The organism is uncultured Anaerovibrio sp., from assembly GCF_947302755.1.
Lineage (GTDB): Bacteria > Bacillota > Negativicutes > Selenomonadales > Selenomonadaceae > Anaerovibrio.
Genome location: NZ_CAMYWM010000022.1, coordinates 1 through 26,306, shown reverse-complemented (window position 1 = coordinate 26,306; position 26,306 = coordinate 1). Strand labels below are relative to the sequence as shown.

The following is a 26,306-nucleotide window of genomic DNA, read 5'->3' as shown; positions in this document are numbered from 1 at the left end:
CCAATATTTTCAAGGAATTGGCTTTATTTTTGTGGTGGGAAAGTTGAGTTAAATATAAAGGAACCCTTGAGTCCTGACCATTTCTTGTCTTTTTCGCTGAGACTTAACGCGGTGCCGTCAGCCAGCTGGTAACCGGCACTGTCAGCGGTTCCCTGATAGGTGCCCACCAGCTCCGGCCATTTTATGCCAATCTCCGGATCATTCCAGGCCAGCCCACCTTCATCCCCCGGATGATAGAAATCGGTGCACTTGTAGCAAAATCTGGCTACATCAGAAAGCACCAAAAAGCCATGGGCAAAGCCCGGGGAAATATAAAATTGCTTTTTGTTTTCGTCACTGAGCAGCTCCCCATACCATTGACCAAAGGTGGGGCTGTTTTTCCGCAAATCCACGGCCACATCAAAGACCTGCCCCTCAATTACCCGTACCAGCTTTCCCTGAGGGTACTGCTTCTGATAGTGAAGACCACGAAGTACGCCTTTACGACTCATGCTTTCGTTGTCTTGAACAAAGGTCATGGTGAGGCCTGCTTCTTCCATATCCTTTTGATTATAAGTTTCCATGAAATAGCCACGGCTGTCACCGTGAACCGTTGGCTCAATTATATACAGCCCCTCAATAGGTGCTTTTGTAACCTTTATCTGTCCCATTTTATCTCCTACTATATATGTGCTGATACTATTGAATTCAGCACTTCATAATCGAGTGCTAAATGCGGGCAGGTACAGATGGCTTGAACAATAGGTCATGTTGCGTTAAGAAACCTTTTACTTGCCATATCCTATTTATTTAGCGGAAAAAGTTGCTTGTTTGAGCGACGCGTAGCTAGTCCCGTAGGGGCGTAGCGAGTTGCAACTTTTTTCGCTATTGTTAATGGCAAGAAAAAGTCTTAGCAATATGACCGTGTGAAAGCCACTGTACCTGACCGCCTATAAAATCTCTTTTAGGTATCTGCTCAAAGCATCTTGCCAGGTTGGTAATGGCTTAAAGCCTGCTTCTACCAGCTTGCTTTTGTCCAAACGGCTGTTGAAGGGTCGCTTGGCCTTGCTGAGGCCATACTCGGCAGTGGTAACAGGCGTAACCTTTACATCCATATTGGCCTGCTTAAAAATCTCGCAAGCAAACTCGTACCAGCTAATATAGCCACCTTCATTAGTGGCGTGATAGTAGCCATACTTTTCAGTTTCGCACATATCCACCAGAAGCCTTGCCAAATCATAGGTATACGTTGGTGTCCCTATCTGGTCGCTGACTACCCGCAGCTCCGGATGAGTCTGCCCCAGCTTCAGCATGGTCTTAATAAAATTATGGCCATTTTTACCAAATACCCAGGCAATCCGCACAATAAAATACTTGGAAAGCAGGCGGCTTACTGCCTGCTCTCCGGCCAGTTTAGTTTCCCCGTAAACATTAAGGGGCTTATAGGCCCTGCAATCCGGCTGCCATGGGGCTTCCCCCTCACCGTCAAATACGTAATCGGTACTGAGATACAGCAGCTTGCAGTCAATTTCCTTGCAGGCCTGGGCAATATGCTCCGTGCCGGTAACATTTACCGCCCACACCTTGTCCTTATTGGCCGGCTCCTCCGCCGCATCCACCGCCGTCCAGGCAGCACAATGAACCACTGCGTCAGGGCGGATATCAGCTATAGCCTTGGATACCGCTTCCTTATCTGTAATATCCAGCTGGACATACCCAGCAGAGCAAACAGCACTGCCATCCTGAATACCACTATACGCATGGGCAATATCTGAGCCCACAGCCTCATGGCCCCGCTTGCACAGCTCATTTACCACATCATGGCCCAGCTGCCCCGCCACACCAGTAACAAATATTTTCATCACTAACCTCTTATCCGTGCTGGTGCAATTGCCTTCGGCTCGGGTCTCGGTGCCAAAACTGCTTTTGCTTTATTGAAATAGCAGAAAAAATCATAACTCGCTTCGCTCAAACAAATGATTTTTTCAGCTAATGCAGGAATGCAAAAGCCAGATTCTTAACGCACCTCGCCCTAATGCTTTCAGGCAACAGCACCAGCACTTCATATGCAGTATGACACAGCGGGCAGGGACAGATGGCTTGAACAATAGGTCATGTTGCGTATAGAAACTTTTTTCTTGCCATATCCTATTTATTTAGCGAAAAAAGTTGCTTGTTTGAGCGACGCGCAGCTAGTCCCGTAGGGGCGAAGCGAGTTGCAACTTTTTTTGCTATTGTTAATGGCAAGGAAAAATTTTAGCAATATGACCGTGTAAAAACCACTGTCCCTGACCGCATATTACTCATGCAGAAGCGGCTTCCACCATTTTTCATTCTCAAGATACCACTTGATAGTCTTCTTGATACCATCTGCGAACTTAGTTTCCGGCAGCCAGCCCAGCTCCTTATGAATCTTGGTTGGGTCAATGGCATACCGCATATCATGGCCCTTCCGATCAGTTACATAGGTAATGAGGCTTTCCGGCTTATTCAGCTCCTTGCAAATGAGCTTTACAATATCAATATTGCGCATCTCGTTATGGCCGCCGATATTGTACACCTGCCCTACGGTGCCCTTGTGAATAATCAAATCAATGGCCTTGCAATGATCCTCCACATAGAGCCAGTCCCGGACATTAATGCCCTCACCATACACAGGCAGCGGCTTATCCGCCAGGGCATTGGTAATCATCAGGGGAATGAGCTTTTCCGGAAAATGATAGGGTCCATAATTGTTGCTGCACCGGCTGATGGTCACCGGCAAGCCGTAGGTCCGATGATAGGCCATTACCAGCAAATCAGCCCCGGCCTTGGAGCTGCTGTATGGAGAGCTGGTATGGAGGGGAGTTTCCTCGGTAAAAAACAGGTCTGGTCTGTCCAGCGGCAAATCACCGTACACCTCGTCGGTGGACACCTGATGATACCGCTTAATCCCATATTGGCGGCAAGCATCCATCAGCACAGCCGTCCCCTTGATATTGGTCTCCAAAAATACGTCAGGATTTTCGATGGACCGGTCCACATGGCTTTCCGCCGCAAAATTCACCACCATATCCGGCTTCTGCTCCTTGAAGAGCTCATACACGGCGTTACGGTCACAGATATCCCCCTTTACAAACAAAAAATTGGGGTTGTCCATGGCCGGCTCCAGGGTGGACAAATTCCCGGCATAGGTGAGCTTATCCAGGCAAATAATCCGATAAGTCTGATGCTCCTTTAACATATGATAAATAAAATTACTGCCAATAAAACCGGCACCACCGGTAACAATAATCGTCATATTTTAAACTCCCGTTACATCAATATATTTTCCGTCCAATACATCCTTCAGGTACTGACCATATTGATTTTTCTTCAATACCTCATACACCTTCATCACATCCGCCTTGGAAATCCAGCCGTTAAGATAGGCGATTTCCTCCAGACAGGCGATTTTGCGGTGCTGATGGGTCTCAATGGTCTTAACAAAATTGGTGGCATCCACCAGGGACTCATGGGTCCCCGTATCCAGCCAGGTAAAGCCCTGACCCAGCAGCTCCACCCTGAGCTCACCCCGCTCCAAATATATGCGGTTCAAATCGGTAATCTCCAGCTCACCCCGGCCGCTGGGCTTCAGCCCCTTGGCGTACTCTATAACCCGATTGTCATAAAAATAAAGGCCCGTTACGCAGTAATTGCTCTTTGGCTTGGCCGGCTTCTCCTCAATGGAAATGGCTCTGCCCTTATTGTCAAACTCCACAATACCAAACCGCTCCGGGTCATCCACATAATAGCCGAATACAGTGGCCCCGTTGCCGGTTTCGGCGTGCTGTACTGCCGCCTTCAGGCGCTTGGTCATGCCATGTCCGGCAAAGATATTATCCCCCAAAATCATGGCTACGCTGTCCTGACCGATAAATTCCTCGCCGATAATAAAGGCCTGGGCCAACCCATCAGGACTGGGCTGAACGGCGTAGGACAGGTGGACGCCAAATTGCTTGCCGTCCCCCAGCAGCTCCTTGAAGCGCGGTGTGTCCTGGGGAGTGGAAATAATGAGAATATCCCTTATCCCGGCCCGCATAAGGACGGACATGGGATAGTAAATCATTGGTTTGTCATAAACCGGTAACAGCTGCTTGGAGGTTACCATGGTAAGTGGATAGAGTCTGGTTCCAGACCCTCCTGCAAGTATTATGCCCTTCATATTAATCTCCTTAAATGTCAATTTAACACCAGCAGGCAAGTAGCTACTGTATTCAGCTCGGGTCTCAGGACTAAAACTGTTTTTGCATTATTGAAATAGCTGAAAAAATCAAAACTCACTTCGCCTTTCATGGCTCGTTCAAACAATTGATTTTTTCAGCCAATGCAGGAGTGCAAAAGCCAGTTTATTAACGTCCATCGCCCTAATGCTTCACACAGTAACCACCTGCCCGCTTTTCGTACTGCCACGTATAGTGTACATAGGCAGCTGACTTAAGGTATACGGCAGCAGATGGCTTGAACAATAGGTCATGTTGCGCTAAGAAGCCTTTTACTTGCCATATCCTATTTATTTAGCGGAAAAAGTTGCTTGTTTGAGCGACGCGCAGCTAGTCCCGTAGGGGCGCAGCGAGTTGCAGCTTTTTTCGCTATTGTTAATGGCAAGGAAAAGTTTTAGCAATATGACCGTGTGAAAGCCACTACTACCGTACACATGAATTACACTCTATAAATTCATAATCTTACACATTAAAACGGAAGTAGGTTACATCTCCGTCCTGCATGATGTAATCCTTGCCCTCTAAGCGGACCTGGCCCTTTTCCCGGGCAGCTGCCGTGGAGCCGGCGGCCACCAGATCGTCGAAGTTCACAATTTCGGCCCGGATAAAGCCCCGCTCAATATCGGAATGAATCTTGCCCGCCGCCTTAGGGGCAGTGGTGCCCTTTACGATGGTCCAGGCCCGGCATTCATCAGGCCCTGCCGTCAGGAAGGTCATCAGTCCCAGCAAATCAAAGGCCGCCTTAATGAGCTTCTGGAGACCGGACTCCTTTAGGCCCATATCTGCCAAAAATTCCTTGGCTTCCTCCTCATCCAGCTCAGCGATTTCCGACTCCACCCGGGCAGAAATAGTAACCACCTCGGCCCCCTCGGTTTTGGCATATTCCTTTACCCGCTGTACATGAGGATTATCCGTATCGGCAGTGGCCACCTCATCCTCGCTGACATTGGCCACAAACAGGGTTGGCTTCAGGGTCAGGAAATTCATTTCCTTAATCATATCCCGCTCATCATCGGATAAATCCACACTGCGAACGGTTTTACCCTCATCCAGAGCCGCCTTAATCCGCTCCAGCACATCAGCCTCCGCCTTGGCCTCCTTGGCCCCGGACTTGGCCAGCTTGGTGAGCTTCAGCAGACGGCGCTCCAGCACCTCCAGATCCGCCAGACACAGCTCCGTATTTATAATCTCAATATCCCGGATAGGGTCAATGGACCCCTCCACATGGGTGATATTGCCGTCATCAAAGCAGCGTACCACCTGGGCCACTGCATCCACCTGACGAATATGCTCCAAAAACTTATTCCCCAGGCCCTCCCCCTTGGAGGCCCCCTTTACCAGACCGGCAATATCCACAAAGCGGAAGGCCGCCGGGGTGGTTTTCTTGGAATTATACATTTCATGGAGCACCTGCAGCCGCTCATCCGGCACATCCACAATCCCCACATTGGGCTCAATGGTGCAGAAGGGATAATTGGCCGCCTCTGCCCCGGCCTTGGTTATTGCATTGAACAGGGTACTCTTGCCCACATTAGGCAAACCCACAATACCTACTTCTAAATTACTCAATTGTTCATATCTCCCTACTAAAAAAATCTAACAATTCATCGTTGAGTGTCAATATCAGCACAACACTCTTGGCTAAAACTATTTCTAACTTAAAATATTTTTAAAGTCAAATCTCATTACACTTAAATAATTTATTTTTAAGCTAATGCAGGCTGACAAACAGCATTTTCTTTACGACAATTGGCCTAAGCCTTCGTCGGGCGGCCAATGATATTTATTTTTTATACCCATTAGGATTATTTTTTTGCCAGTTCCAGCTATCCCGGCACATATCCGCCAGGGTCCGCTTGGCCCGCCAGCCCAGGACCCGTTCTGCCTTGTGGACATCGGAATACACCGCCGGCAAATCCCCGGCCCGCCGTGGGCCAATTTCGTAAGCTACCTTAACATCATTGACCTGCTGAAAGGTATTCACAATATCCAGCACGCTGTATGGCTGACCAGTACCCAGATTAATAATCTCCGTGCCATGGTGATGAGCGCAAAATTCCACCGCTTTTACATGGCCCTCAGCCAAATCCATAACGTGAATATAATCCCGCAGGCAGGTACCATCCGGGGTATCATAATCATCACCAAAAATAGTCAGCTTCTCCCGTTTACCCACAGCCACCTGGGAAACATAGGGCATCAGGTTATTTGGTATCCCCTGGGGATCCTCCCCAATGCGGCCAGACTCATGGGCCCCAATGGGATTGAAATACCTAAGGAGTACCACACTCAGCTCCTTATCCGCCACCGAGGCATCCTGCAATATCTGTTCCATCATAGACTTGGTCCAACCGTAAGGATTGGTACAAATTCCCCTGGGCATTCCCTCATGGCATGGGGAGGAATTCTCCGCCCCGTAAACGGTGGCCGAGGAGGAAAAAACGATTTCCTTGCAGCCGGTCTCCGCCATACATTCCAGGAGGGTCAGGGTGGTATCAATATTGTTGCGGTAATAGCGGACAGGCTGCTGAACGGATTCCCCCACTGCCTTCAGGCCGGCAAAATGGATAACACAATCCGGCTGCTCCTTTTGCATTATTTTCAGCATCCGAACCTTATCCTTAACGTCATCCTCATAGAGAGTCACAGACCTGCCCGTCAGCTGCTCCACCCGCTTGATGGACTCAGGAGAGCTATTATCATAATTATCAACAACAACGACCTCATGCCCACTGTTCAACAGGGACAATGCCGTATGGGAGCCAATATAGCCGGCTCCCCCAGCTAATAAAATTTTCATAAATGACCTCAATCCTTTAATACATCTGTTAAATATGCTCTAAAGTCTCCCCCCAGGTCATCCCGGCGCAGGGCAAATTCCACGGTGGCCTTCAAAAAGCCCAGCTTGTCACCTACGTCATACCGCTTGCCCTCAAAGTTAAAGGCCCAAACCGGCTCGTTCTTCGCCAGCACCTTCAGGGCATCCGTCAGCTGAATTTCCCCACCCTTCCCCGGTGGAGTGTTTTCCAGTATATCAAAGATTGATGAAGAAATGATGTAACGGCCCAATACCGCCATATTGCTGGGAGCCTCCCCGATTTCCGGCTTTTCCACCATATCGGTGACCTTAAGGAGCCCTGCCCCGGCAATTTCCTCCCCGGCCACCACGCCGTAGGAGCTTACCTTGTCATCAGGCACCAGCTGACAGCCCAGCACACTGCCGCCATAGGACTCGTGTACCTCAATAAGCTGCTTCAGGGCCGGCTTGCCCTCATTGTAAACCACATCGTCACCCAGCAGCACCGCAAAGGACTCTCCCCCCATAAAGGACCGGGCACAGAGGATGGCATCCCCCAGGCCCCGCATATGCTTTTGCCGGATATAGTGAACGTTAATATCCGCCGTTTCCCGCACCATGGCCAGCAGGTCATCCTTGTGCTTTTCCTCCAGCATGGCCTCCAGGGTAGGCGCGGAATCGAAATGATCCTCAATGGCCCGCTTGGCGTGACCGCTGATAATGAGGATTTCTTCAATGCCGCTTTCCAGGGCTTCCTCCACAATATATTGAATAGTTGGTTTATCGACAATTGGCAACATTTCCTTGGGGGTTGCCTTGGTGGCCGGCAAGAAACGGGTGCCAAAGCCCGCTGCCGGAATAACTGCTTTTCTTATTTTCTGCATAACAAAATCTCCATATGGTAAAATATAATAATTAATTTTAGCATATTTTAGGGCAAAATAACAGAGCAGGAGGAATGCTTCCTACAGCATCCCTTCCTGCTCACAGGTTACGTCCGCAAAGCCCTGGGTAAAATTCAACTAAATTCAGATGGAGTTAAAACTCCACCTGAATAAGTTATCATTTTATCACCTGGCGATAATGTGTCCGTTGACAGCAGCCAACACCGGAGCATGATCCGGGCACAGCCCAAACAGCTTTAGCCGGGACCCCGGCCGGACCCAGTGGAGGCCTGTCGCGTTATCTGTACCGGCCCTATTATCCTCTGACATCCAAAAATTGAAGCTTCCCGTGAATTTTAACCTTGACGGACTCAGCGGGGAAGAAAATACAATCCCCCCGGAACACCTGAATATAGCTTCCATCCTCCATATAGATACTGCCGCACCCGTTGGTACACAGCAGCACCCTGAAGGAATCCCCATCAGCCCGATAATCCACCAGCTGCCGCACCCGTTCCGTGTTCACCAGCCGTCGATGTACCTCAAAATACCGGCAGCGGCACAGCAGCTCCGTAGCACAGCCCGGCTGATACTTTACGGCCCGCATGGGCTGTCTTGGTCTGGCCGCAGCCTTTAAATTGGCCACCTCCAAGGCCTTGTCCACATGGAGGGGCCGCTTGTTGCCCTCCTTGTCCACCCGATCGTAATCGTAAAGGCGATAAGTGAGATTGGAGCTTTCCTGAATCTCCGCCACCAGGGAGCCGGCCCCTATGGCATGGATGGTGCCCGCTTCGATGAAGAACACATCATCCGGCTTTATGGGCACCCGCTGCAAATGCTTCTCCAGGGTTCCATTGGCGATGCTCCGCCGCATGGTCTCCGCATCCACATCGTGGTTTAGTCCATATACCAGCTGGGAAGCCGCCCCGGCATCCAGCACATACCACATCTCCGATTTCCCCTGCTGGCCATGCTCATGCTCCCTAGCATAATCATCATCGGGATGCACCTGCACCGAAAGGTCATTTTTCGCGTCAATAAATTTTATTAATATAGGCAGCTCCCCTTTGGTGTGGGGATGCTGGCCCAAAAAATCCGGATGGGCCTTCAGTATTTCACCAAGGCTCTGCCCGGCAAATTCCCCATTGGCCGCATAGCTGGGCCCATCAGGGTGAGTGGAGCACTCCCAGGTCTCCGCCAGGGGACTCATATCGATATTCTTGGCAAAATCATCATTTAGCCGCCTGCCGCCCCAGATATAATCCTTGCCGGTAGGCTTTAATAAAAAGGGTTTTCTTTCCATAATCAACCTCAAAAACAGAGCTTACTCCAGCCCCAATTTTCCCTTTACGAACACATCATACTACATTAATGGGCGAATAACCACCACTTAAGCAAGCTCATCCCGTTTGCTCAAACATTTTTTCCCAAAATAAAGGGCTGAAGTATAGCCCAATACGGCTCCCACATCATTTAGCAGAATGTCCTCCCCATCACAGTGCCGGCCGGGAATAAAGGGCTTGGTGCCCTCATCCAGCACCGAAAAAATAACCGCCGCCGCCAGAGCCAGCCAGCCGGCCTTCCCCCGCAGCAGCTGATAGCCATACAGGAACAAAGTCAGGATAAAATACAACCCCAGATGGGCCGCCTTTCTCACAATGGTATGCAGAAGCTCCGGGTCCACATGGAATAAATTGGCCAGATATACGGTAAAGCCATGACTGGTATTAAACGTGTCCGTTCCATTTTGATGGGATAAAAAAAACATTACCCCCACCCACAGCAGGGACAACAGCAGCCACGTATTTTTATTTTTAAAGCTCAATGCAATACCTCCCAAGACAATATATATATACCATATCATTGTAACACAAACGGAGGCGCAGGAGAACGGCCTATTCCAGGTCAAACTTCTGCTTATCATCGACGCTTATATCCTCCCCAAGCTGAACCTCAATAAGCTTCAAATCACTGTCCGCAATAATGGTATGCCGGCAGCCAATAGCCATGGTAATAACATCACCGGTCTTTACCCGCTGCTCCATGCCATCCACGATGGTGCGGCCATGACCGGACACCACCACCCAAACCTCATCACGGTTTTTGTGACTGTGATAATTCATGGAATGGCCTTCATTCAGGGTAACCTTAATGGTAAGGGAGCCCGTCTCCACATCCAGCACCTTGAAGCTGCCCCAGGACTTTTCGGCAAACATAATCTGCTGGTCAAACTGCTCCACAAAGGGCTTAATATAGGAGCTTTGCTCCTTGTCCGATACTAATATGCCCTCCGGGGAGGCCGAAATAACCACATCATGCAATCCCATGGCCAGCACGGGCACATCCATCTCATTGACGATATGGACGCCGGTACAGGTCTCATTCAGCACCCCGGGGCCAATGACCGCCTCATCCATGGACTCCGTCAGAGTATTCCAGGTGCCCAAATCCTTCCACTGACCGCCAAACCGCTGAACCTGAATTTTGTCCTCCTTCTCTACCACCGCATAGTCAAAGGAAATCTTTTCCAGGGTGTCATATTTGGCAAACAAATCATAATAATCCGTAAAATCCATGAGCTCATGGGCAATATTCAGGACATACTGTAATTTATAGGCAAATACCCCACCATTCCACAGGGCTCCCCGGGCAATATAGTCCTCCGCCACCTCCCTGGTAGGCTTTTCCTTGAAGGTGGACACCATGGAGGTGGGCTCCTTGGAGGCAGGGATAATATAGCCATACTTTTCCGACGGATAGGTGGGCTCGATGCCCATAAGCACCAAATTGGCCTCCCCCTTCTCCGCCTGCTGTGACAGCTGCTTCAGGGCCTGAAAATAGTCCTCCTCCACATAGGGATCCACCGGGCACACCACCACAGGCTCCTCTGGACTGATATGCATCACATCAACCAAATAGGCTGTGGCCAGGGCAATGGCCGGAAAGGTGTCCCGGCGGCATGGCTCCACGGAAATCCGCACCCCGTCCCCCAGCTGGTTATTGATGGAGGACACCTGGGCCTTGCTGGTGGCAATCGTTATACTGGCATCGGCATCCACCTGTTTTATCTGACGGTACACCCGCTGTACCATGGATTCATAGGTTTGATCCGTCCCCTTAAAAAGCTTGATAAACTGCTTGCTTCGTACATCATTTGACAGGGGCCACAGGCGCTTCCCCGACCCCCCGGACAACAATACTATATTCATAATCTATCCTTCTCCATCAACGCTCTGCCCGCATGGGATTTTCCAAAAAATCCTTGTAGGCCAGGCGGATACCGTCCTCCAGCTCCGTTTTATAGGTCCAGCCCAGCTTGGTGGCCTTCGATACATCCAGCAGCTTCCGGGGAGTGCCATTGGGCCGGGAGGTATCCCACAGGATTTCTCCCTCATAGCCCACAACCTTGGCCACCAGCTCCGGCAGCTCCTTGATGGTCAAGTCCTTCCCCGTGCCGGCATTAACCGGGTCATTGCCGCGGTAGTTATTCATCAAAAACACGCAGAGGTTGGCCAAATCGTCCACATAGAGGAACTCTCTCAACGGGGAGCCATCCCCCCAGCAGGTAACACTGGCGGCACCATTTTCCTTGGCCTCATGGAACCGACGGATGAGGGCAGGCAGCACATGACTGTGCTCCGGATGATAATTGTCATTTGGCCCGTAGAGATTGGTGGGCATTACAGAAATATAATCCGTGCCGTACTGGCGATTTAAAAATTCACAATATTTCAGGCCGGAAATCTTGGCCAGGGCATAGGCCTCGTTGGTCTTCTCCAGCTCCGAGGTAAGGAGACAGCTTTCCGGCATAGGCTGTGGCGCCATGCGGGGATAAATACAGGAGGAGCCCAAAAATTCCAGCTTTTTGCAGCCGTTTTTCCAGGCTGAATTAATGACATTCATTTCCAAAATCATGTTATCGTACATAAAGTCCGCCAACGCCTCAGAATTGGCCACAATCCCCCCTACCTTGGCGGCGGCCAGGAAGACATATTCCGGCTTTTCCTGGGCAAAGAACTGCTCCACCTGGTCCTGACGGCAAAGGTCCAGCTCCTTATGGGTTCTGGTAATAATATTGGTATAGCCCTGCCGCTCCAGCTCTCGTACAATGGCGGAGCCCACCATGCCCCGGTGACCGGCTACATAGATTTTCGCATTTTTTTCCATCATTTTATTACACCCTTTTCCAAGAATTCAGCTAAATTTACCCGTTCGGTGAGACGCTCGGCCGCCACCTTTTCCATATCATGCTTCACCATGATTTCCACCAGCTTTTCAAAGCTGGTCTTGGTGGGATTCCAGCCCAGCTCTTCCTTGGCCTTGGTTGGATCCCCCCAAAGATTAACTACATCTGTTGGGCGATAGAAATCGGGACTGACCGCCACTACCACCTTGCCGGTGGCCTTATCAACGCCCCTTTCCTCCAGGCCTTCACCGGTAAATTCCAGCTCAATCCCTGCATGATGGAAGGCCAGCTGACAGAACTCCCGGACCGAATGCTGTACGCCGGTAGCAATAACGAAATCCTCCGGCTTGTCATGCTGCAAAATCAGCCACATGCACTCCACATAATCCTTGGCATAGCCCCAATCCCGCAGGCTGTCCAAATTACCCAGATACAGTTTTTCCTGCTTGCCCTGGGCAATACGGGCCGCCGCCAGGGTAATCTTTCTGGTTACGAAGGTCTCACCGCGCCGCTCGGACTCGTGATTGAATAAAATACCGGAGCAGCAGAACATATTGTAGGCCTCCCGGTACTCCTTGGTAATCCAGAAGCCATACTGCTTGGCCACCGCATAGGGGGAATATGGATGGAAGGGGGTTTTCTCATTCTGGGGAACCTCCTCCACCTTGCCGTAAAGCTCCGAGGTAGAGGCCTGATAAATGCGGCAACTATCCTTCAGGCCGCACAGGCGAACGGCCTCCAATATACGCAGCACGCCGGTGGCATCCACATCAGCCGTAAACTCAGGGGCATCAAAGGACACCTGAACATGGCTCTGGGCCGCCAGATTATAAATTTCATCTGGGCGCACAGTGCTGATAACCGCCATGAGCCCCATGGAATCCCCCATATCCCCATAATGAAGATGAAAATTTGGCTTTCCCTCCAGATGGGCAATCCGCTCCCGATAATCCACGGAGGAGCGGCGGATTATACCGTGGACATCATAGCCCTTTTCCAACAAAAATTCGGCCAAATATGAACCGTCCTGACCAGTGACACCAGTAATCAACGCTTTTTTCATGTAAATACCTCCAAAATAAAAATCTCTCCGCCTATGCAGAGAGATTGTCTATGTGCAATCGCCCCACCGGCTTTTGCACTATTTTTTCATATTATGTTTATTCCTGCCACCCATTTTCTTGGGATAAACTTGTACAATCTTGTGTTTATCCGATGTTAACGGGTGCTAAGACTCCCTCCTCTAAGGTGGGAGTTAAGCACCCGTAAAGCAATGGGTAAAATTCGACTAAATTCAGGTGGAGTTTAAAACTTCACCTGAATAAGTCTACATTTTATTTTCACAGGCTGGTGAGCCGGAGCATAGGCTTATTTCCAACGCTTCCGGTATTCTCCGGGGGAAATTCCCTCCACGGATTTAAACACCCTTGATAAATATTGCTCCGAGGAAAAGCCCACCTTCCCGGCAATTTCCGCCAGGGTATTGTCCGTAAACCGCAGCAGCTCCTTTATTTTACGAATCCGCACCGTAGTCAGATAACGAATAGGGGAAATTCCCATGGACCGGTTGAAAACATGTCCCAAATAGGTTTTCTCCATAAAAAAATGTTGTGAAAGTCCCTCCAGGGTAATGGGACGCATATAATTATTATCCAAATACAGCCGTATATCCTCCACCTTGCCTGTGGCCCGTTGGTGATTTTCCGCCCAGCAATCCCCCATTATCCGCTCCAGCAGGGAGGACAGCAGGGTATTTATGCCCATATCCCGCACATAGGAGGCCCCCTCCGCCGTCCGGTAGATATCCTGCAACAGCTCAATGTACTCATTGACAGACCGTACCGTAAATACGGGTTTGCCGGAGCGGTGCAAAAATTTATGGTAAATCGCCAGCAGGGCCGGACCATCAAAATGGGTCCAATGCACGGTCCAAAGGTCCTCCGCCGTACGATGGGAATAGGGACGTGAGCAATCCACAAAGGCCGCATCCCCTGCCTCCAGTTCATAGGCTTTTTCTCCCACCTGTACTACCCCTGCCCCCCGTTCCACTACCAGGAACAAGCAGCCGCCCAGGTTGCTGCGCCGGGAGGTGTGGGGCTTCAGGGCCGTCAGCTGTCCCACCTCCGCCAAATGCAACAGGGAGGCCCTGGCAAAGGGGGAGGGGGTATATTGAATTCTGGTTGTTTCTACTGTGGCCATCACTATCGTCCTACGCCCAAAAGCTGCTCTCCATTTTATTTAAAGGTTAAATTGTATGCCGGAAATGTGGTGAGCAAGTAGTTGCCAATAGCCTCACCAATAATACGCTTTCCCTCATGATCAGGATGAAGTCCGTCGGTGGTCAGCTCTTCCTTAAGCTGGCCGTACATATCCGTCAGCGCCGGGGTAACATCAACGTGATAGGTCTGATTCATTATCCACTGATTGAGGATTAATTGCTGGTCCTTCCAATTCCAGGCCGGGTTCTCTATGGCATCTACCTTGGCCATCAGCCCTGGATTTATGGGCGTTGCCGTTACAAATACCGGAATGATATTGTAATATTTGCATTCCTCCAATAGCTCCTCCATGGCGGCTACAGTCTCCCAGCCATCCTCACCGGACCGAAAATTATTGACGCCGCCCATTATTATCAGCATGCCCGGTGAAAAGGGAATAACATCCTTTTCAAACCGGTTAACCATATCCTGGACACTATCGCCGCTGCGGCCAAGATTTTTTATTGGTACCTTACAATAAGTCTCCCAGCTGTACATTACATAGCCAGGGGGCACATTGCAAACACCGCCGCCATGGGTAATACTGTCACCTAAGGCCGCCACCCTTACGTGCTGCTCCACCTCAAAATATTTTGGCTCTGACCAGTCGGTATTGGGAACTCCCACCTTGTTTTGTGAACGGACCTGCCACATGTAATGACCTGGCCAGGTGTAGCCGCCATCCTCATAATATATGTTGTTGTTGTCGGTGGTCATATCCCGCACCACATCATAATGGCCCGGATTATCTTTATTCTCACGGCTTACCCTTATTTCATAGCCGCCGCTGCCATCTACCGGAATCCAGGAGAAAACCGGATATAGGGGGGAATAGGCCATTTCTTCAAATTCCGTGGTGGCCCGGGGTGCCTTGGGATTTACTTCCTCACCCACCAATGGCTTCGGCGCACTGTAGGCTCCCATTTCATGGCCATCGTAATCCAGGGGACACACCCGCCAATAATAGCCCTTGGCCTTAAGCATATTAACTGTATCCAGCTCAAAGCCATTGTTCGGCACCTGATTAATGTGCTTAATCTCCGCCTCACGGCTGGTGGAATTGCCTTTCAAAATAACCAGACGATAGCTTACGGCTCCGGGGATGGTATCCCAATTGATACGCACCTTTTTTAAAAAATCCCCCTGATATAGCTGGTCCTCGGCTCCCCCATAGTTAGCGGTCTCGGCCAGGGCGGCCCCGGAAAAGGACAGCAGGCCAACCATAACTGCGGCCATAATTTTTTTGGAAAAATTCATGACATCATACCTCAATCGGATAAATTTACATATCCATGATAATTATTCTTTCTGCATAGGTTAATAAAAATATTACCGTAATAGCTTATCACGATTAACAACAAGTTGCAACGGCAGCGGCGATGGCAGCACCGATACTGGAGCCATCCTTGACTAAAACCGGCTCCAGGCCGGCCGCCTCTTCGCCCATAATTTCGTAGAGGGCCCGTCTCACACTCTCCTGCACATAGGGCATATGCTGGAAAACGGAACCATCAACTGCTATATGCTGGGGCTCCACCCGCCCACTGCCTGCCAAATGCCACAGGGTACCGGCCCAGGATGCGGCCACAATACGGGCCGAGCGCACCGTTATGGCCCTGGCCAGCTGACGAATTTTCTCTATATCATCCACCTCAGCCTCCGGGACAATGGGCTTCACTACAGCAGCTGCCCCGGCGGCCCCCTCCATGACAGATGACATATCCACCGCTGAAAGGGCCGGCTTTTCCCTTAAATCAAATATCGCCTGCAGCAGGCGGCTGAACAGTTCCCCAATATACCGGCCTGACACCATTTTCTCCAGCCGCTGCCGCCCGGGCTGCTCCGAATTCCTGTCCAGCTCCATATCCCACCTGCTGGGAATGAGCTTGGAAAAGGCCCCGGACTCCATATTTATAATACAGGCCGGCCGCCCGGCATCAGGCATAGCCTCCATATAGCAGGTGTTGTAGCCTGTGGCGTATATGGAGCCCACCCTGGTATCAGGATAGGTATAGGCCGCCGCCAGAAGAGCCGCCACCGTATCATTCAGAATGGCCACCGGCTTTATGTGGAGAAAGCCCCTGCGAACCAGGGCAGCCTCCAGCAGTCCATTTATATCCTGCCCCTCCACCCCGGGTACCGCAATTTCCTTGGCCCATTTAATGAGCTTGGCCCGATTAATATCCTGTTGCTCCGTACCAAAGGAAAAGGTGTGGCCCAGGTATATTTCCCGCTCCCCATTGCCATGGACAGCCTCCCCCACCGTTTCGGCCAAAAAATCAAACAGGGCTGTGGAAGACGCCGAGCTGCTAATGAGATTATATTCATCTGTTACCAGAGGCTTTTCCACCCAGTTCAGCACTTCAAAGCTGCTATTGCCCAACAGGCGCACCACTGAGGCCCGCACATTGCTGCCCCCAAAGTCCAGGGCCAGGTATTCCCCCTTCTCCGTGCCCTCCGGCAAACCAATAAAGGAGGGGAGCATGGGCAGGGAGGAAAACTCGCTCCTTCTTAAGCCCTGCTCCAAATCCCAGCGAAAAGCCCCGGCCACATCGGCAATAAATTCCTTGGTGACAGCCAGTTCATCCATTATTTCCTTATATAAGCCTTCATTAAGTGCCACCCCATATTCCCCCTTGTAATATCATAGCCCTGCCAATGGATTGCTTCCGCCTGTTAAAATTCCACAGAACACCCATTCCTCCTGTCAGGCGGACATATTTGCCATATTCCTGCCCAGGTATTACAGCCCCGGCATGATTTCCGTAACGTAGCCATCCGGGTCCTGAATAAAATAAATCCCCGCCGGCTCCACCACCCTCAGCACACAGCCCATTGCCTGGTGCATGGCCAGGGCTTCCTTGTAGTTATCCACCCAAAAGGCCAAATGGACCGGATTTTCCCCCAAATTATATTCCCCCTCGTGATCCTTCCTTAGGGTTATTTCCAGCTCATAACCGGAATCCTCCCCATCCACCAGGTAGGTCAGCTTTATGTGGGGCAAATCCTTGTTTCCCTTAACCTTCAGCCCAAGGGCCTTTTTATAAAATTCCACAGAACGCTCCACGTCCTTAACGGCAATACTGCTGTGGGACATTGTAAATTTCATCACCAAAAACTCCCTAGTTAAAATTTTATACCTCCTGGGCCTTTTCTTCCAGGTATGCCCAGCGATCCATAAGCTTATCCAGCTCGGCGGCCAGCCGTTCCTGCTCTGCGGTAAGCTCCTGCAGCATATCGTAATTGGCCCCATTCATGGCCATCTGCATTTCCACTACCTTCAGCTCACTTTCCTTGCTGGCAATTACCGCCTCAATTTCCCCATATTCCCGGGCCTCATTGGCACTTAGGCCCTGTTTTTTGCTTTTGGGCTTTACCTTGTCCGTCAGCGGCTCGGCCACAGCCTTGGCCCTTTCGGCCTTACGCTGCTGCTGAAGCCTATCTGCCTGCTCCTCATCAGCCTTTGCCTTATAATCTGAATAGCCTCCCATGTAAATCTGTACACGGGCAGCCTCATCAAAGACAAAGACCTTCCGGGCCATACGGTCAGTGAAAAAACGGTCGTGGGACACGAAAATAATGGCCCCGTTAAAGTCCTCAATAAAATTCTCCAGCACGGCCATGGTATCCAAATCCAAATCGTTGGTGGGCTCATCCAGCAGCAGCACATTAGGCTCCTCCATAAGGATGCGCAGCAGATAGAGGCGACGCTTTTCGCCACCTGACAGGCGGGAAATCTCCGTCCATTGAAGCTCCGGAGGAAAGAGGAACCGCTCCATGAGCTGTCCTGCCGATAATTTTGTGCCATCGGCCATGGTAATATAATGGGCTGCCTCCTGAATATACTCCTTGGCCCGCAGCCGTCCATCCATTTCCACATTGGTTTGGGCAAAATAGCCCAGCTTCACCGTCTGGCCGATATCCACCCGTCCCCCGGTAGGCTGAAGCCGGCCGGCAATAATATTCAGCAGCGTGGACTTTCCCGTACCATTGCCCCCTAAAATCCCGATACGGTCATTGCGGAGGACAGTGTAGGTAAAATCCCGGCAATAGGTTTTCCCCTGCCATTCATAGCTTACATGGTCCAGCTCAATAATTTTACGGCCAAGGCGGCTGCCGGCCAGCCCGATTTCCACCTGATTGCGGCTAAGGTCCACCCTTTGATCCCGTACCTGCTCATAACGCTGAATACGGGCCTTTTGCTTGGTACTACGGGCCTGGGCTCCCCGCCGGATCCAGGCCAGCTCGTTGCGCAAAAAATTCTGCCGTTTGCGCTCCCCGGCCTCCTCCCGCTCAATACGGGCCGCCTTCAGCTCCAGAAATTGGGAGTAGTTGCCATCATAGCTGTAGGTCCGCCCCTTATCAAATTCCAAAATCCCGGTGGTAACCCGGTCCAGGAAATAGCGGTCATGGGTTACGGTCAGCAGGGCCCCCTTCCAGTGGGCCAAATAGTCCTCCAGCCAGCCAATGGTTTCACTGTCCAAATGGTTGGTGGGCTCATCCAATATCAGCAAATCACAGGGCTGAATCAGGGCCGTGGCCAGGGCCATACGCTTCTGCTGACCGGTGGACAGGCTGCCCACCCTGGCCTCAAAATCATGAATTCCCAGGTGATTAAGAATGGTTTTGGCTTCATTTTCCATCCCCCAGCCATTTACACTGTCGATTTGGGCCGAGGCCTCCACCAGGGCCTGCTGTACCGCCGGAGATTGATCCCCGGCCTCGGTTTTGGCCAGGGCAGCTTCATAGGCCCGGAGGGCGCCCATTAACGGGCTGTCGTCCTTAAAAACCTCCATCAATACGGTATTTTCCATATCGAATTCCTTGGACTGCTCCAAAAAGCTGATGCGGAGATTCCGCATGGTCACCATATTGCCGGTATCGGCAGACAGCTTGCCTGCCACCGTCTTCAAGAAGGTGGATTTTCCGGTGCCGTTTACCCCCACAATACCGATTTTGTCATTGTCATTTACATTAAGATTTACGTGACTGAACAAGACCTTTTCCCCGTAGCTCTTGCCCAGATTTTCCACTGTTAAAACCAACTTACACTTCCTCCTCGGCGGCTATCTCCGGATGGTCCTCCACCAATGGCTTCCTTAATTGAAGCAATATTCTGGTAATGCGCAGGTTATCAATTTCCTCCACGAAGAAATCAACACAGTCACAGGACGCCTTCATACCAATCAGCGGCGGGGACTGGACGTTATTGTACAGCCAGCCCCCAATGGTATCAATGTTGTCCGCCTCAATTTCCATTTCAAAGATATCGCTGACCTCCTCCAGCAGCAGCATGGCGTCGATGGAATATATCAGCTCAGACCGCTTTTCAATGGCGGGACGCTCCTGATCAAATTCATCCTGAATTTCACCCACGATTTCCTCAATAACATCCTCAATGGTAACCATTCCCGAGGTACCGCCGTATTCATCCACCACAATAGCCAGCTGGGAGCGCTGCTTCTGCATCATTTTTAACAGCATGCTTATCTTCATGGTTTCCGGTACCACCAGGGTCCGGCGCACTAGCTTTCTGAGAATTGGACGCCGCCGTTTATACAGGGATTGCATTAAATCCTTGATGTGCAAAAAGCCCACTATATCATCCTTGTCCTCACCGCATACCGGGTAACGGGTCAGGTGCTCCTCCATGGCCACCTTTATATTTTCCTCGAAGCTGTCCTCCAGATAAAGGCACACCATATCCGTGCGGGGGATCATAATTTCCCGCACGTTGCGGTCGGCAAAATCGAATACATTGTCCACGAAATCCAGCTCTGTTTTATCAATATAGCCCTGCTTGTGACTTTCCTCCATCAAGCGGCGTATTTCATCCTCGGTATGGGCCACCTCATCTCCGTTATTGGATATATCGATGCCGAATATTTTGGCCACAAACACCGCCACCTTATTAAGGAGCCACACAGAGGGATACATGATTTTCTGAAAAAACATCAATGGAATGGCCACGGCCAGCATAACCCGTTCCACCTGCTGAATAGCCACATTTTTCGGAATAAGTTCACCGATGATAATGGTAGCGGCCGTTACCAGGGAAAAGGCAATAATAAAGGAAATGGTGGCAGACAGAGCACCACTCAGGCCAATAATTTCAAAGACCGGCTCCAAAATCCGGCTGATGGTAGGCTCCCCCAATAAACCAAGGCCCAAAGAGGCCAAGGTTATCCCCAGCTGGGTTACGGAAAGGGACACATCCACATGCTCCACCAAGGGCTTGGCATATACTGCCCGGCGGTTGCCGGCTTCAATCATGGAGTTCAGGCGGGACATCCGCATTTTTACAATAGCAAATTCCGCCGCCACAAAAAACCCGTTGAGAGCAACCAATATTACTATGATTATAAGCTTAATTATAATCTCTGTTATATCCAAGAAAGCTTCCTCCTAGCTATTAAACACCGGCATATTATGTTCGTCGTCAAAGGTGGCCGTACAGCGCGGATAATTGCTGCAGCCCCAAAAGCTGCCGTTCCGTCCCTTGATGGGTCTCAGATGCCCCTCCCGGCATTTAGGGCACAGGTACGTTGAAGCCGCCTGGGGGGAGGCCGATGAAAGGTGCTCCATGGGGGCCGCCGACACCTTGGCTTCCTCCCTGCCGCCAGGCCCATTATAGTTATTATGACCTCTGCCGCCAAAGGAGGGGATTGGTTCATTGTACCCACTGCCGGCAGACGCCGTAAAGGAGTCCATCAGGCGGAATTCCTGATTGAAGGCCTCCATTTCCTCCTCGCTGATATACGGATTGCCAAAGGGCGCATCATCGTACACCGCTGCGGCCGCCGTATGGACATTAGCGGGACTATGAATGCTGCCGGCAGGCTGTCTGCGGGCCTTGGCCCCGGCCAAATCCGGTTTACCCTCCTTATCGTCGCAGCTCATGCGGCACCTTGGAAAGGCTGAGCATCCCCAAAAATCTCCGTTTTTGCCATGGCGTTTTACCAATACCCCACTTTTGCACCGGGGGCATACCTGGGCGGCTTCTCCCCCCTCGGTGGTGGAGGCCACCTGCAACCGGGCCCCATAGGCTTTTTTACATAATTCGGTGGTAAAATTCACCTGATTGGCGAGAAAATCCTCCAAGGAACCATCACCATCGGCCAGGGAATGCAGCTTATCCTCCCAAATAGCCGTAAAATCAGGATATGACAGCTCCTCCGGCATAGCATCAATCAGCATATAGGCCGACTGGGTGGGCTGGAGATATTTCTTCTTCCCGGTCTGGGTCATAAACCTGCGACGGATAAGGTCATCAATAATGGTGGCCCGGGTGGCCTCTGTACCGATACCGTACACGTCCTTCAGCTTTTTCTTGGACTCCGGATCCTTTACGAACTTATGAATATCCTTCATGGCCGCCAACAGGGTGGAGGTGGTAAATCGCACTGGTGGCTTGGTGGCCTTCTGGCTCATTTCACCTTCCAGGTAGATTACCCCATCCTTGTTCTTCATCAGCGGCAGGGAAGCACTGTCCTCCTCGCCATTATCGCCGTTGTCGCCGTTGTCCTCGTTTTTATCCCTGGCCTGGAAGCTATAAAGGGCCTTCCAGCCCAAATCCAATTCTACCCGGCCGCTGGCGGTAAACAGCTCATCCTTGTAATCAATCTCGATTTTGGTCTGATTATATGTATGCACAGGATAGAACTGGGCAATATAGGCCTGGGCCACCAAAAAATAAATATTTCGCTCCATGGGGGTCAGCTTCTCCGCCCCGGCCGGTACCCGGGTAGGGATAATAGCGTGATGGGCCGAAATTTTCTTGTCATTCCAGGCCCGGCTTTTTATGGTGCTGTCCGCCCCCGCCGCCCACTGGGCCAGTTGTTCGTCGCCAAAATTTTGCAAATGCTGTAAAATTGCTCCATTGTCCTTAAACTGATTGGTGGGCAAATATTCGCAATCCGAACGGGGATAGGTGGTGAGCTTCCGCTCATACAGCTTCTGGGCCGTGTCCAGCACCTGCTGGGGATCATAGCCAAAGCGTTTGCCGGCCAAAACCTGAAGGGAGGACAGGGAAAAGGGCAGCCGCTGCTGCTCCTGCTTCTTGCTCTTGGTGTAGGCCGATATAACCCCCTCTGTGGGGGCTGTCAGGAATTCCGCCAGCTTGGCATCCGCCACGGCCTTATCCACCAATCTGCCCTCTGAATCCAGACCGGCCTGAATGTCCCTGGGCTTCCAGGTGGCGTAAAAATCCCCATTTTCGTGGTGAAATTTACCCTTTATGGTGTAGTAGTCCACTGGCTTAAAATTCTCTATTTCCCGTTCCCGTCTGACCACCAGAGCCAGGGTCGGCGTCTTGACCCGCCCCACCGGAAGCACCAGCCGTCTGTGACCGGCCCGCTGGGCTGCCAGGGTATAGGCCCTGGATAAATTCATACCAATAAGCCAGTCGGCCCGGGCTCTGGCCAGAGCTGACTGCTTAAGATTGAAAAATTCACTGTTTTCCCTAAGAGAGCTGTTGGCTTCCTTAATGCTCTTTTCATCAAGGGCATTGAGCAGAATACGCCTCACCGGCTTGGTATTCCCCACAAAGTCCAGCACCTCATCAATTAACAGCTGTCCCTCACGGTCCGGGTCCCCGGCATGAACTATCTCATCAGCCCGCTCAATAAGCCCCTTTACTATATTAAACTGCTTGGCACAGGAATCCTCCACCAACAGCTTCCACTGCCGGGGAACTATGGGCAAATCCTCTGCCCGCCAGCTCTTATATCGTTCATCATACTCCTGGGGCTCAGCCTGTCGTAATATATGACCAAATCCCCAGGTAACAACCCCACCCCGGGTTTCAATAAAGCCATCCCCCCGGTGCATTGGCCCCGGAAGGCATTTGGCTATTTCGGCACCCATACTGGGCTTCTCTGCTATATATAACCGCACTGTCAAAACCTCTCGCAAAAAAATATATCATCAGGAAAAAAGCAGCCTATAAATACCATAAAGCACCAAACCGGTCCACAGAAGGAGCAACAGGGTGGCTGCCCCCATTATTATAGGGAAATATTTCCCATAATTACCTGCTCTGTCCGTACAATCCTCCAGCACATCCGGGGGCAGCAGCTGACGCAGTCCGGCTAAAATCGCCGGTACAATTACGGCGTCATCCACCAGACCCGCTGCCGGAATAGCATCCGGTACAATATCCACCGGGCTGATCAAATACACCAGGGCCGCCAGAATAGCCAGGCGAAAGGCCCTGGGGGTACGTTTGTTTATCAGGGCAAACAGCATTACCACAACGTCCTTGCGAATAAGTTTAAAAATCGTAAACAGCCTTTTCATATATTTCATCTCCCTGTGGATTCACTACAATATACAGCTTTACCTATCCGTATATTTTATCATATTTTTGATACATACCACAAAATGAACAAAAAAAATGTTTCTATAACAAATAATATATAATTGACATATTTTCTATGACATTTTATACTATTTATGTAAATAATAACGAGCTTTAAGATGTCCCCCACCTCTTTAGGTGGGGGAAAACAAACTACAACAGCTGGCGAGCATATCTCCCAGCTCGTTGAAACGCTAATTGGAATATTTTTCTTCTAAAGAAGAAAAATTTGAACAATGGCGTTATAATCCTTATCAAGGAGTAATATATCATCAAACTACAATACATGGAGGGCTTGTTTATGAAAGAAAAGATTTTCCCCATTTCACAGGAACGACTGGAGGAAATTATTGCCAAATACCCTACCCCATTTCACATATACGATGAAGGGGCCATCAGGGCCAATATCCGCCGTCTGTTCAAGGCATTCAGCTGGGCCCCGGAATTCAGGGAGCATTTTGCCGTAAAGGCAACGCCCAACCCCCGACTTATGCAAATATTGGCGGAGGAGGGAGCAGGCACCGACTGCAGCTCCTTGGCTGAGCTCTGTCTCTCAGAGGCTGCCGGTATTGTGGGAGAAAAGATTATGCTTACCTCCAATGATACACCGGCCGATGAATTTCAAAAGGCTATTGAGCTGGGAGCCGTCATTAACCTGGATGACATTACCCATATTGAATATCTGGAAAAGCACGCCGGTATGCCACAGATTATGTCCTTCCGCTACAATCCCGGCAACCTGATTGCCGGCAATGATATAATCGGCAAGCCTATGGAGGCCAAATACGGCCTCACCCACGACCAGATATTGGACGGCTACAAAATGGCCCAGGAGCGGGGGGTAAAACGGTTTGGCCTCCACTGCATGGTAATCTCCAACGAGCTGAGAACTGAGGGCTTTGCCCTTACCGCCTCCATCATGTTTAACCTGGCCAAGGAAATCAAGGAAAAGCTGGGCATTACCCTTGAATTCGTTAATCTGGGCGGCGGCATCGGTATACCTTATGAGCCTGGCCAGGAGGAGGTTAACCTGGAGGAGGTGGGGGAAGCCATCCATAAGCTGTATGATGAAATCATGGTACCGGCCGGACAGGGCCGCTGCGCCATCTGCTTTGAATCCGGCCGGGCTATCACCGGTCCCTATGGCTATCTGGTATCTACCGCCATTCATGAGAAGCACACCTATAAGAACTACATTGGCCTGGATTCCTGTATGGCCAATCTCATGCGGCCTGCCCTCTATGGGGCCTATCATCACATTACCGTTGTGGGAAAGGAAAAGGCACCCAGGGATCATGTCTATGATGTAACCGGCTCCCTCTGTGAGAATAACGATAAATTTGCCATTGACCGGCAGCTGCCAAAAATTGATATGGGAGACCGCATTGTTATTCACGACACCGGTGCCCACGGCCACTCCATGGGCTTTAACTATAACGGCAAGCTCCGCAGTGCCGAGCTGCTCCTGCGGGAGGATGGCAGCGTGGAGCTTATTCGCCGGGCCGAAACCCTGGAGGATTATTTTGCCACCCTTACGGGCTTTTCCGGAGCCATCATGAAGTGAAGCTGGCGAAAATATGTACAATAATTTTATCGTATCCCTGGAGGCCGTTCTTCCCATAGCTATTCTCATCGGTGTGGGGCTGCTGGTCAAAAAAATGCAGCTTCTCACCAAGGATGAAATTGCCCATGTGAACAAGCTGGTCTTTAAAATTTTATTTTACTGCCTTTTATTTAAAAATATGTATCAGGCCGATTTTACCATTGCCTTTCAGCCCCGGCTGCTGCTGTTTACCCTGATAGCCATTTTGGTCACCGTGGCGGCAGCCTGTGTTGTTGTTTGTTATTTTGTCACGGACAACAAACGGCGTGGGGCCATGATCCATGCCATTTACCGCAGTAATTTTATCATCATCGGCATCCCGGTGGCCGCCAATATTTATGGCCACGATAATATTGCCATTACCGCCATGCTGATTACTGTAGTAATCCCCCTGTATAACATACTGGCCGTAACCATATTTGAAACCTTTCGGGGCAATCAGGTCCGGCTGAAGCCGGTACTGCTGGGAATAATCCATAATCCCATGATACTGGGCTGTATTACCGGTATTATTTTTAATCTTTGCCAAATAACAATACCGGAGGCCATTTTAAAGCCCATTTTCCAGGTGGGCAGTGCCACCACCCCCCTAGCCCTCATTCTTCTGGGGGCCTCCTTTACGGTTTCCAGTGTGGTGAGAAATCGCCTCTCCATTATGCTGTGTACCCTTGCCAGGCTGATAATTGCCCCGGCCATTATATTACCTGTTGCCGTATGGCTGGGCTATCGGAATATTGAGCTGGTATCCCTTATGACAGTTTTCGCGGCCCCCTGCGCCGTAGTGGGCTTCACCATGGCCCAGCAAATGGACAGCGACTACGAGCTGGCCGGCAATTGTATAATAATGACCTCCGGGCTGTCCTGCTTTACCATATTTGGCTGGATATTCCTGGGAAAGACCCTGGGGCTTATTTAAGCCCCTTTTTTGTGCCCCTTTACGCCTTTTTTCTTTATTTTTCCCCGATTATAGTATATAATATCAATGTTATGCAGATGATTG

General features: G+C 50.6%; 23 protein-coding genes. 2 read left to right on the top strand and 21 right to left on the bottom strand.

Features of this window, described 5'->3' with window-relative positions; translation table 11 throughout:
* Nucleotides 1-23: 23 nt before the first annotated feature.
* From rfbC to Q0Y54_RS03850, 21 genes are all read right to left on the bottom strand, one after another.
* Entirely contained in the window at nucleotides 24-650 is a 627-nt protein-coding gene (rfbC, locus tag Q0Y54_RS03950) for a dTDP-4-dehydrorhamnose 3,5-epimerase (protein WP_297964507.1), read from the bottom strand.
* 279 nt (nucleotides 651-929) lie between these two features.
* Nucleotides 930-1,841, bottom strand: a complete 912-nt coding sequence (gene rfbD / locus Q0Y54_RS03945; protein WP_297964505.1) for a dTDP-4-dehydrorhamnose reductase — start codon at nucleotides 1,839-1,841, stop codon at nucleotides 930-932.
* Nucleotides 1,842-2,278: 437 nt separating this feature from the next.
* Nucleotides 2,279-3,259, bottom strand: a complete 981-nt coding sequence (gene rfbB / locus Q0Y54_RS03940; RefSeq protein WP_297964503.1) for a dTDP-glucose 4,6-dehydratase — start codon at nucleotides 3,257-3,259, stop codon at nucleotides 2,279-2,281.
* 3 nt (nucleotides 3,260-3,262) lie between these two features.
* A complete protein-coding gene (gene rfbA / locus Q0Y54_RS03935) occupies nucleotides 3,263-4,162 on the bottom strand; it encodes a glucose-1-phosphate thymidylyltransferase RfbA (protein WP_297964501.1) in 900 nt (299 codons plus the stop codon).
* Between the two features lie 520 nt (nucleotides 4,163-4,682).
* The gene (ychF, locus tag Q0Y54_RS03930) at nucleotides 4,683-5,789 is read right to left on the bottom strand and encodes a redox-regulated ATPase YchF (RefSeq protein WP_297964499.1); all 1,107 of its coding nucleotides are present in this window, start codon (nucleotides 5,787-5,789) and stop codon (nucleotides 4,683-4,685) included.
* Between the two features lie 214 nt (nucleotides 5,790-6,003).
* Nucleotides 6,004-7,020, bottom strand: coding sequence for a UDP-glucose 4-epimerase GalE (galE, locus tag Q0Y54_RS03925; protein WP_297964497.1), 1,017 nt, complete (start codon nucleotides 7,018-7,020; stop codon nucleotides 6,004-6,006).
* Between the two features lie 8 nt (nucleotides 7,021-7,028).
* Nucleotides 7,029-7,901, bottom strand: coding sequence for a UTP--glucose-1-phosphate uridylyltransferase GalU (gene galU / locus Q0Y54_RS03920; RefSeq protein WP_297964495.1), 873 nt, complete (start codon nucleotides 7,899-7,901; stop codon nucleotides 7,029-7,031).
* A 186-nt stretch (nucleotides 7,902-8,087) separates the two neighbouring features.
* Nucleotides 8,088-8,231 carry a hypothetical protein gene (locus Q0Y54_RS03915; RefSeq protein WP_297964493.1) on the bottom strand — a complete coding sequence of 48 codons (144 nt, stop codon included), beginning with the start codon at nucleotides 8,229-8,231 and terminating at the stop codon, nucleotides 8,088-8,090.
* Nucleotides 8,218-9,204, bottom strand: coding sequence for a type I phosphomannose isomerase catalytic subunit (locus tag Q0Y54_RS03910; RefSeq protein ID WP_297964491.1), 987 nt, complete (start codon nucleotides 9,202-9,204; stop codon nucleotides 8,218-8,220). Before Q0Y54_RS03910 ends, Q0Y54_RS03915 begins: the two co-directional genes overlap by 14 nt.
* An 87-nt stretch (nucleotides 9,205-9,291) precedes the next feature.
* The gene (locus Q0Y54_RS03905; RefSeq protein WP_297964489.1) at nucleotides 9,292-9,726 is read right to left on the bottom strand and encodes a VanZ family protein; all 435 of its coding nucleotides are present in this window, start codon (nucleotides 9,724-9,726) and stop codon (nucleotides 9,292-9,294) included.
* Nucleotides 9,727-9,796: 70 nt separating this feature from the next.
* Nucleotides 9,797-11,110 carry a sugar phosphate nucleotidyltransferase gene (locus Q0Y54_RS03900; RefSeq protein WP_297964487.1) on the bottom strand — a complete coding sequence of 438 codons (1,314 nt, stop codon included), beginning with the start codon at nucleotides 11,108-11,110 and terminating at the stop codon, nucleotides 9,797-9,799.
* Nucleotides 11,111-11,126: 16 nt separating this feature from the next.
* A complete protein-coding gene (locus Q0Y54_RS03895) occupies nucleotides 11,127-12,071 on the bottom strand; it encodes a GDP-L-fucose synthase (RefSeq protein ID WP_297964485.1) in 945 nt (314 codons plus the stop codon).
* Nucleotides 12,068-13,150 (bottom strand): GDP-mannose 4,6-dehydratase, encoded by a 1,083-nt coding sequence (gmd, locus tag Q0Y54_RS03890; RefSeq protein WP_297964483.1) that lies wholly within the window; start codon nucleotides 13,148-13,150, stop codon nucleotides 12,068-12,070. The genes Q0Y54_RS03895 and gmd overlap by 4 nt, the downstream gene beginning before the upstream one ends.
* 305 nt (nucleotides 13,151-13,455) lie before the next feature.
* Nucleotides 13,456-14,286, bottom strand: coding sequence for an AraC family transcriptional regulator (locus Q0Y54_RS03885; protein WP_297964482.1), 831 nt, complete (start codon nucleotides 14,284-14,286; stop codon nucleotides 13,456-13,458).
* A gap of 35 nt (nucleotides 14,287-14,321) precedes the next feature.
* Nucleotides 14,322-15,602, bottom strand: a complete 1,281-nt coding sequence (locus tag Q0Y54_RS03880; RefSeq protein ID WP_297964480.1) for an SGNH/GDSL hydrolase family protein — start codon at nucleotides 15,600-15,602, stop codon at nucleotides 14,322-14,324.
* 94 nt (nucleotides 15,603-15,696) lie between these two features.
* Nucleotides 15,697-16,968: a hexokinase gene (locus Q0Y54_RS03875; RefSeq protein ID WP_297964478.1), complete on the bottom strand. Its 1,272-nt coding sequence runs from the start codon at nucleotides 16,966-16,968 to the stop codon at nucleotides 15,697-15,699.
* Between the two features lie 120 nt (nucleotides 16,969-17,088).
* Nucleotides 17,089-17,454, bottom strand: a complete 366-nt coding sequence (locus Q0Y54_RS03870) for a VOC family protein (RefSeq protein ID WP_297964477.1) — start codon at nucleotides 17,452-17,454, stop codon at nucleotides 17,089-17,091.
* A gap of 25 nt (nucleotides 17,455-17,479) precedes the next feature.
* Nucleotides 17,480-19,390, bottom strand: coding sequence for an ABC-F family ATP-binding cassette domain-containing protein (locus Q0Y54_RS03865; RefSeq protein ID WP_297964475.1), 1,911 nt, complete (start codon nucleotides 19,388-19,390; stop codon nucleotides 17,480-17,482).
* A 1-nt stretch (nucleotide 19,391) separates the two neighbouring features.
* Nucleotides 19,392-20,738, bottom strand: a complete 1,347-nt coding sequence (locus Q0Y54_RS03860) for a hemolysin family protein (RefSeq protein ID WP_297964473.1) — start codon at nucleotides 20,736-20,738, stop codon at nucleotides 19,392-19,394.
* A gap of 12 nt (nucleotides 20,739-20,750) precedes the next feature.
* Entirely contained in the window at nucleotides 20,751-23,240 is a 2,490-nt protein-coding gene (locus tag Q0Y54_RS03855) for a DNA topoisomerase 3 (protein WP_297964471.1), read from the bottom strand.
* Between the two features lie 30 nt (nucleotides 23,241-23,270).
* A complete protein-coding gene (locus Q0Y54_RS03850) occupies nucleotides 23,271-23,642 on the bottom strand; it encodes a YkvA family protein (protein WP_297964469.1) in 372 nt (123 codons plus the stop codon).
* A gap of 362 nt (nucleotides 23,643-24,004) precedes the next feature.
* On the opposite strand from Q0Y54_RS03850, the gene lysA reads away from it, so the two are divergent.
* Complete coding sequence (lysA, locus tag Q0Y54_RS03845) at nucleotides 24,005-25,267, top strand: diaminopimelate decarboxylase (protein ID WP_297964467.1); 1,263 nt, start codon at nucleotides 24,005-24,007, stop codon at nucleotides 25,265-25,267.
* Between the two features lie 13 nt (nucleotides 25,268-25,280).
* Nucleotides 25,281-26,222, top strand: a complete 942-nt coding sequence (locus Q0Y54_RS03840; RefSeq protein WP_297964465.1) for an AEC family transporter — start codon at nucleotides 25,281-25,283, stop codon at nucleotides 26,220-26,222.
* The last annotated feature ends 84 nt before the right edge of the window (nucleotides 26,223-26,306 follow it).

Bases quoted from the DNA above. Each gene is read 5' to 3' on its own strand.
- rfbC (WP_297964507.1), bottom strand. From the start codon at position 650: ATGGGACAGATAAAGGTTACAAAAGCACCTATTGAGGGGCTGTATATA.
- rfbD (WP_297964505.1), bottom strand. From the start codon at position 1,841: ATGAAAATATTTGTTACTGGTGTGGCGGGGCAGCTGGGCCATGATGTG.
- rfbB (WP_297964503.1), bottom strand. From the start codon at position 3,259: ATGACGATTATTGTTACCGGTGGTGCCGGTTTTATTGGCAGTAATTTT.
- rfbA (WP_297964501.1), bottom strand. From the start codon at position 4,162: ATGAAGGGCATAATACTTGCAGGAGGGTCTGGAACCAGACTCTATCCA.
- galE (WP_297964497.1), bottom strand. From the start codon at position 7,020: ATGAAAATTTTATTAGCTGGGGGAGCCGGCTATATTGGCTCCCATACG.
- galU (WP_297964495.1), bottom strand. From the start codon at position 7,901: ATGCAGAAAATAAGAAAAGCAGTTATTCCGGCAGCGGGCTTTGGCACC.
- Q0Y54_RS03915 (WP_297964493.1), bottom strand. From the start codon at position 8,231: ATGTCAGAGGATAATAGGGCCGGTACAGATAACGCGACAGGCCTCCAC.
- Q0Y54_RS03910 (WP_297964491.1), bottom strand. From the start codon at position 9,204: ATGGAAAGAAAACCCTTTTTATTAAAGCCTACCGGCAAGGATTATATC.
- Q0Y54_RS03900 (WP_297964487.1), bottom strand. From the start codon at position 11,110: ATGAATATAGTATTGTTGTCCGGGGGGTCGGGGAAGCGCCTGTGGCCC.
- Q0Y54_RS03895 (WP_297964485.1), bottom strand. From the start codon at position 12,071: ATGATGGAAAAAAATGCGAAAATCTATGTAGCCGGTCACCGGGGCATG.
- gmd (WP_297964483.1), bottom strand. From the start codon at position 13,150: ATGAAAAAAGCGTTGATTACTGGTGTCACTGGTCAGGACGGTTCATAT.
- Q0Y54_RS03885 (WP_297964482.1), bottom strand. From the start codon at position 14,286: ATGGCCACAGTAGAAACAACCAGAATTCAATATACCCCCTCCCCCTTT.
- Q0Y54_RS03880 (WP_297964480.1), bottom strand. From the start codon at position 15,602: ATGAATTTTTCCAAAAAAATTATGGCCGCAGTTATGGTTGGCCTGCTG.
- Q0Y54_RS03870 (WP_297964477.1), bottom strand. From the start codon at position 17,454: ATGAAATTTACAATGTCCCACAGCAGTATTGCCGTTAAGGACGTGGAG.
- Q0Y54_RS03850 (WP_297964469.1), bottom strand. From the start codon at position 23,642: ATGAAAAGGCTGTTTACGATTTTTAAACTTATTCGCAAGGACGTTGTG.
- lysA (WP_297964467.1), top strand. From the start codon at position 24,005: ATGAAAGAAAAGATTTTCCCCATTTCACAGGAACGACTGGAGGAAATT.
- Q0Y54_RS03840 (WP_297964465.1), top strand. From the start codon at position 25,281: ATGTACAATAATTTTATCGTATCCCTGGAGGCCGTTCTTCCCATAGCT.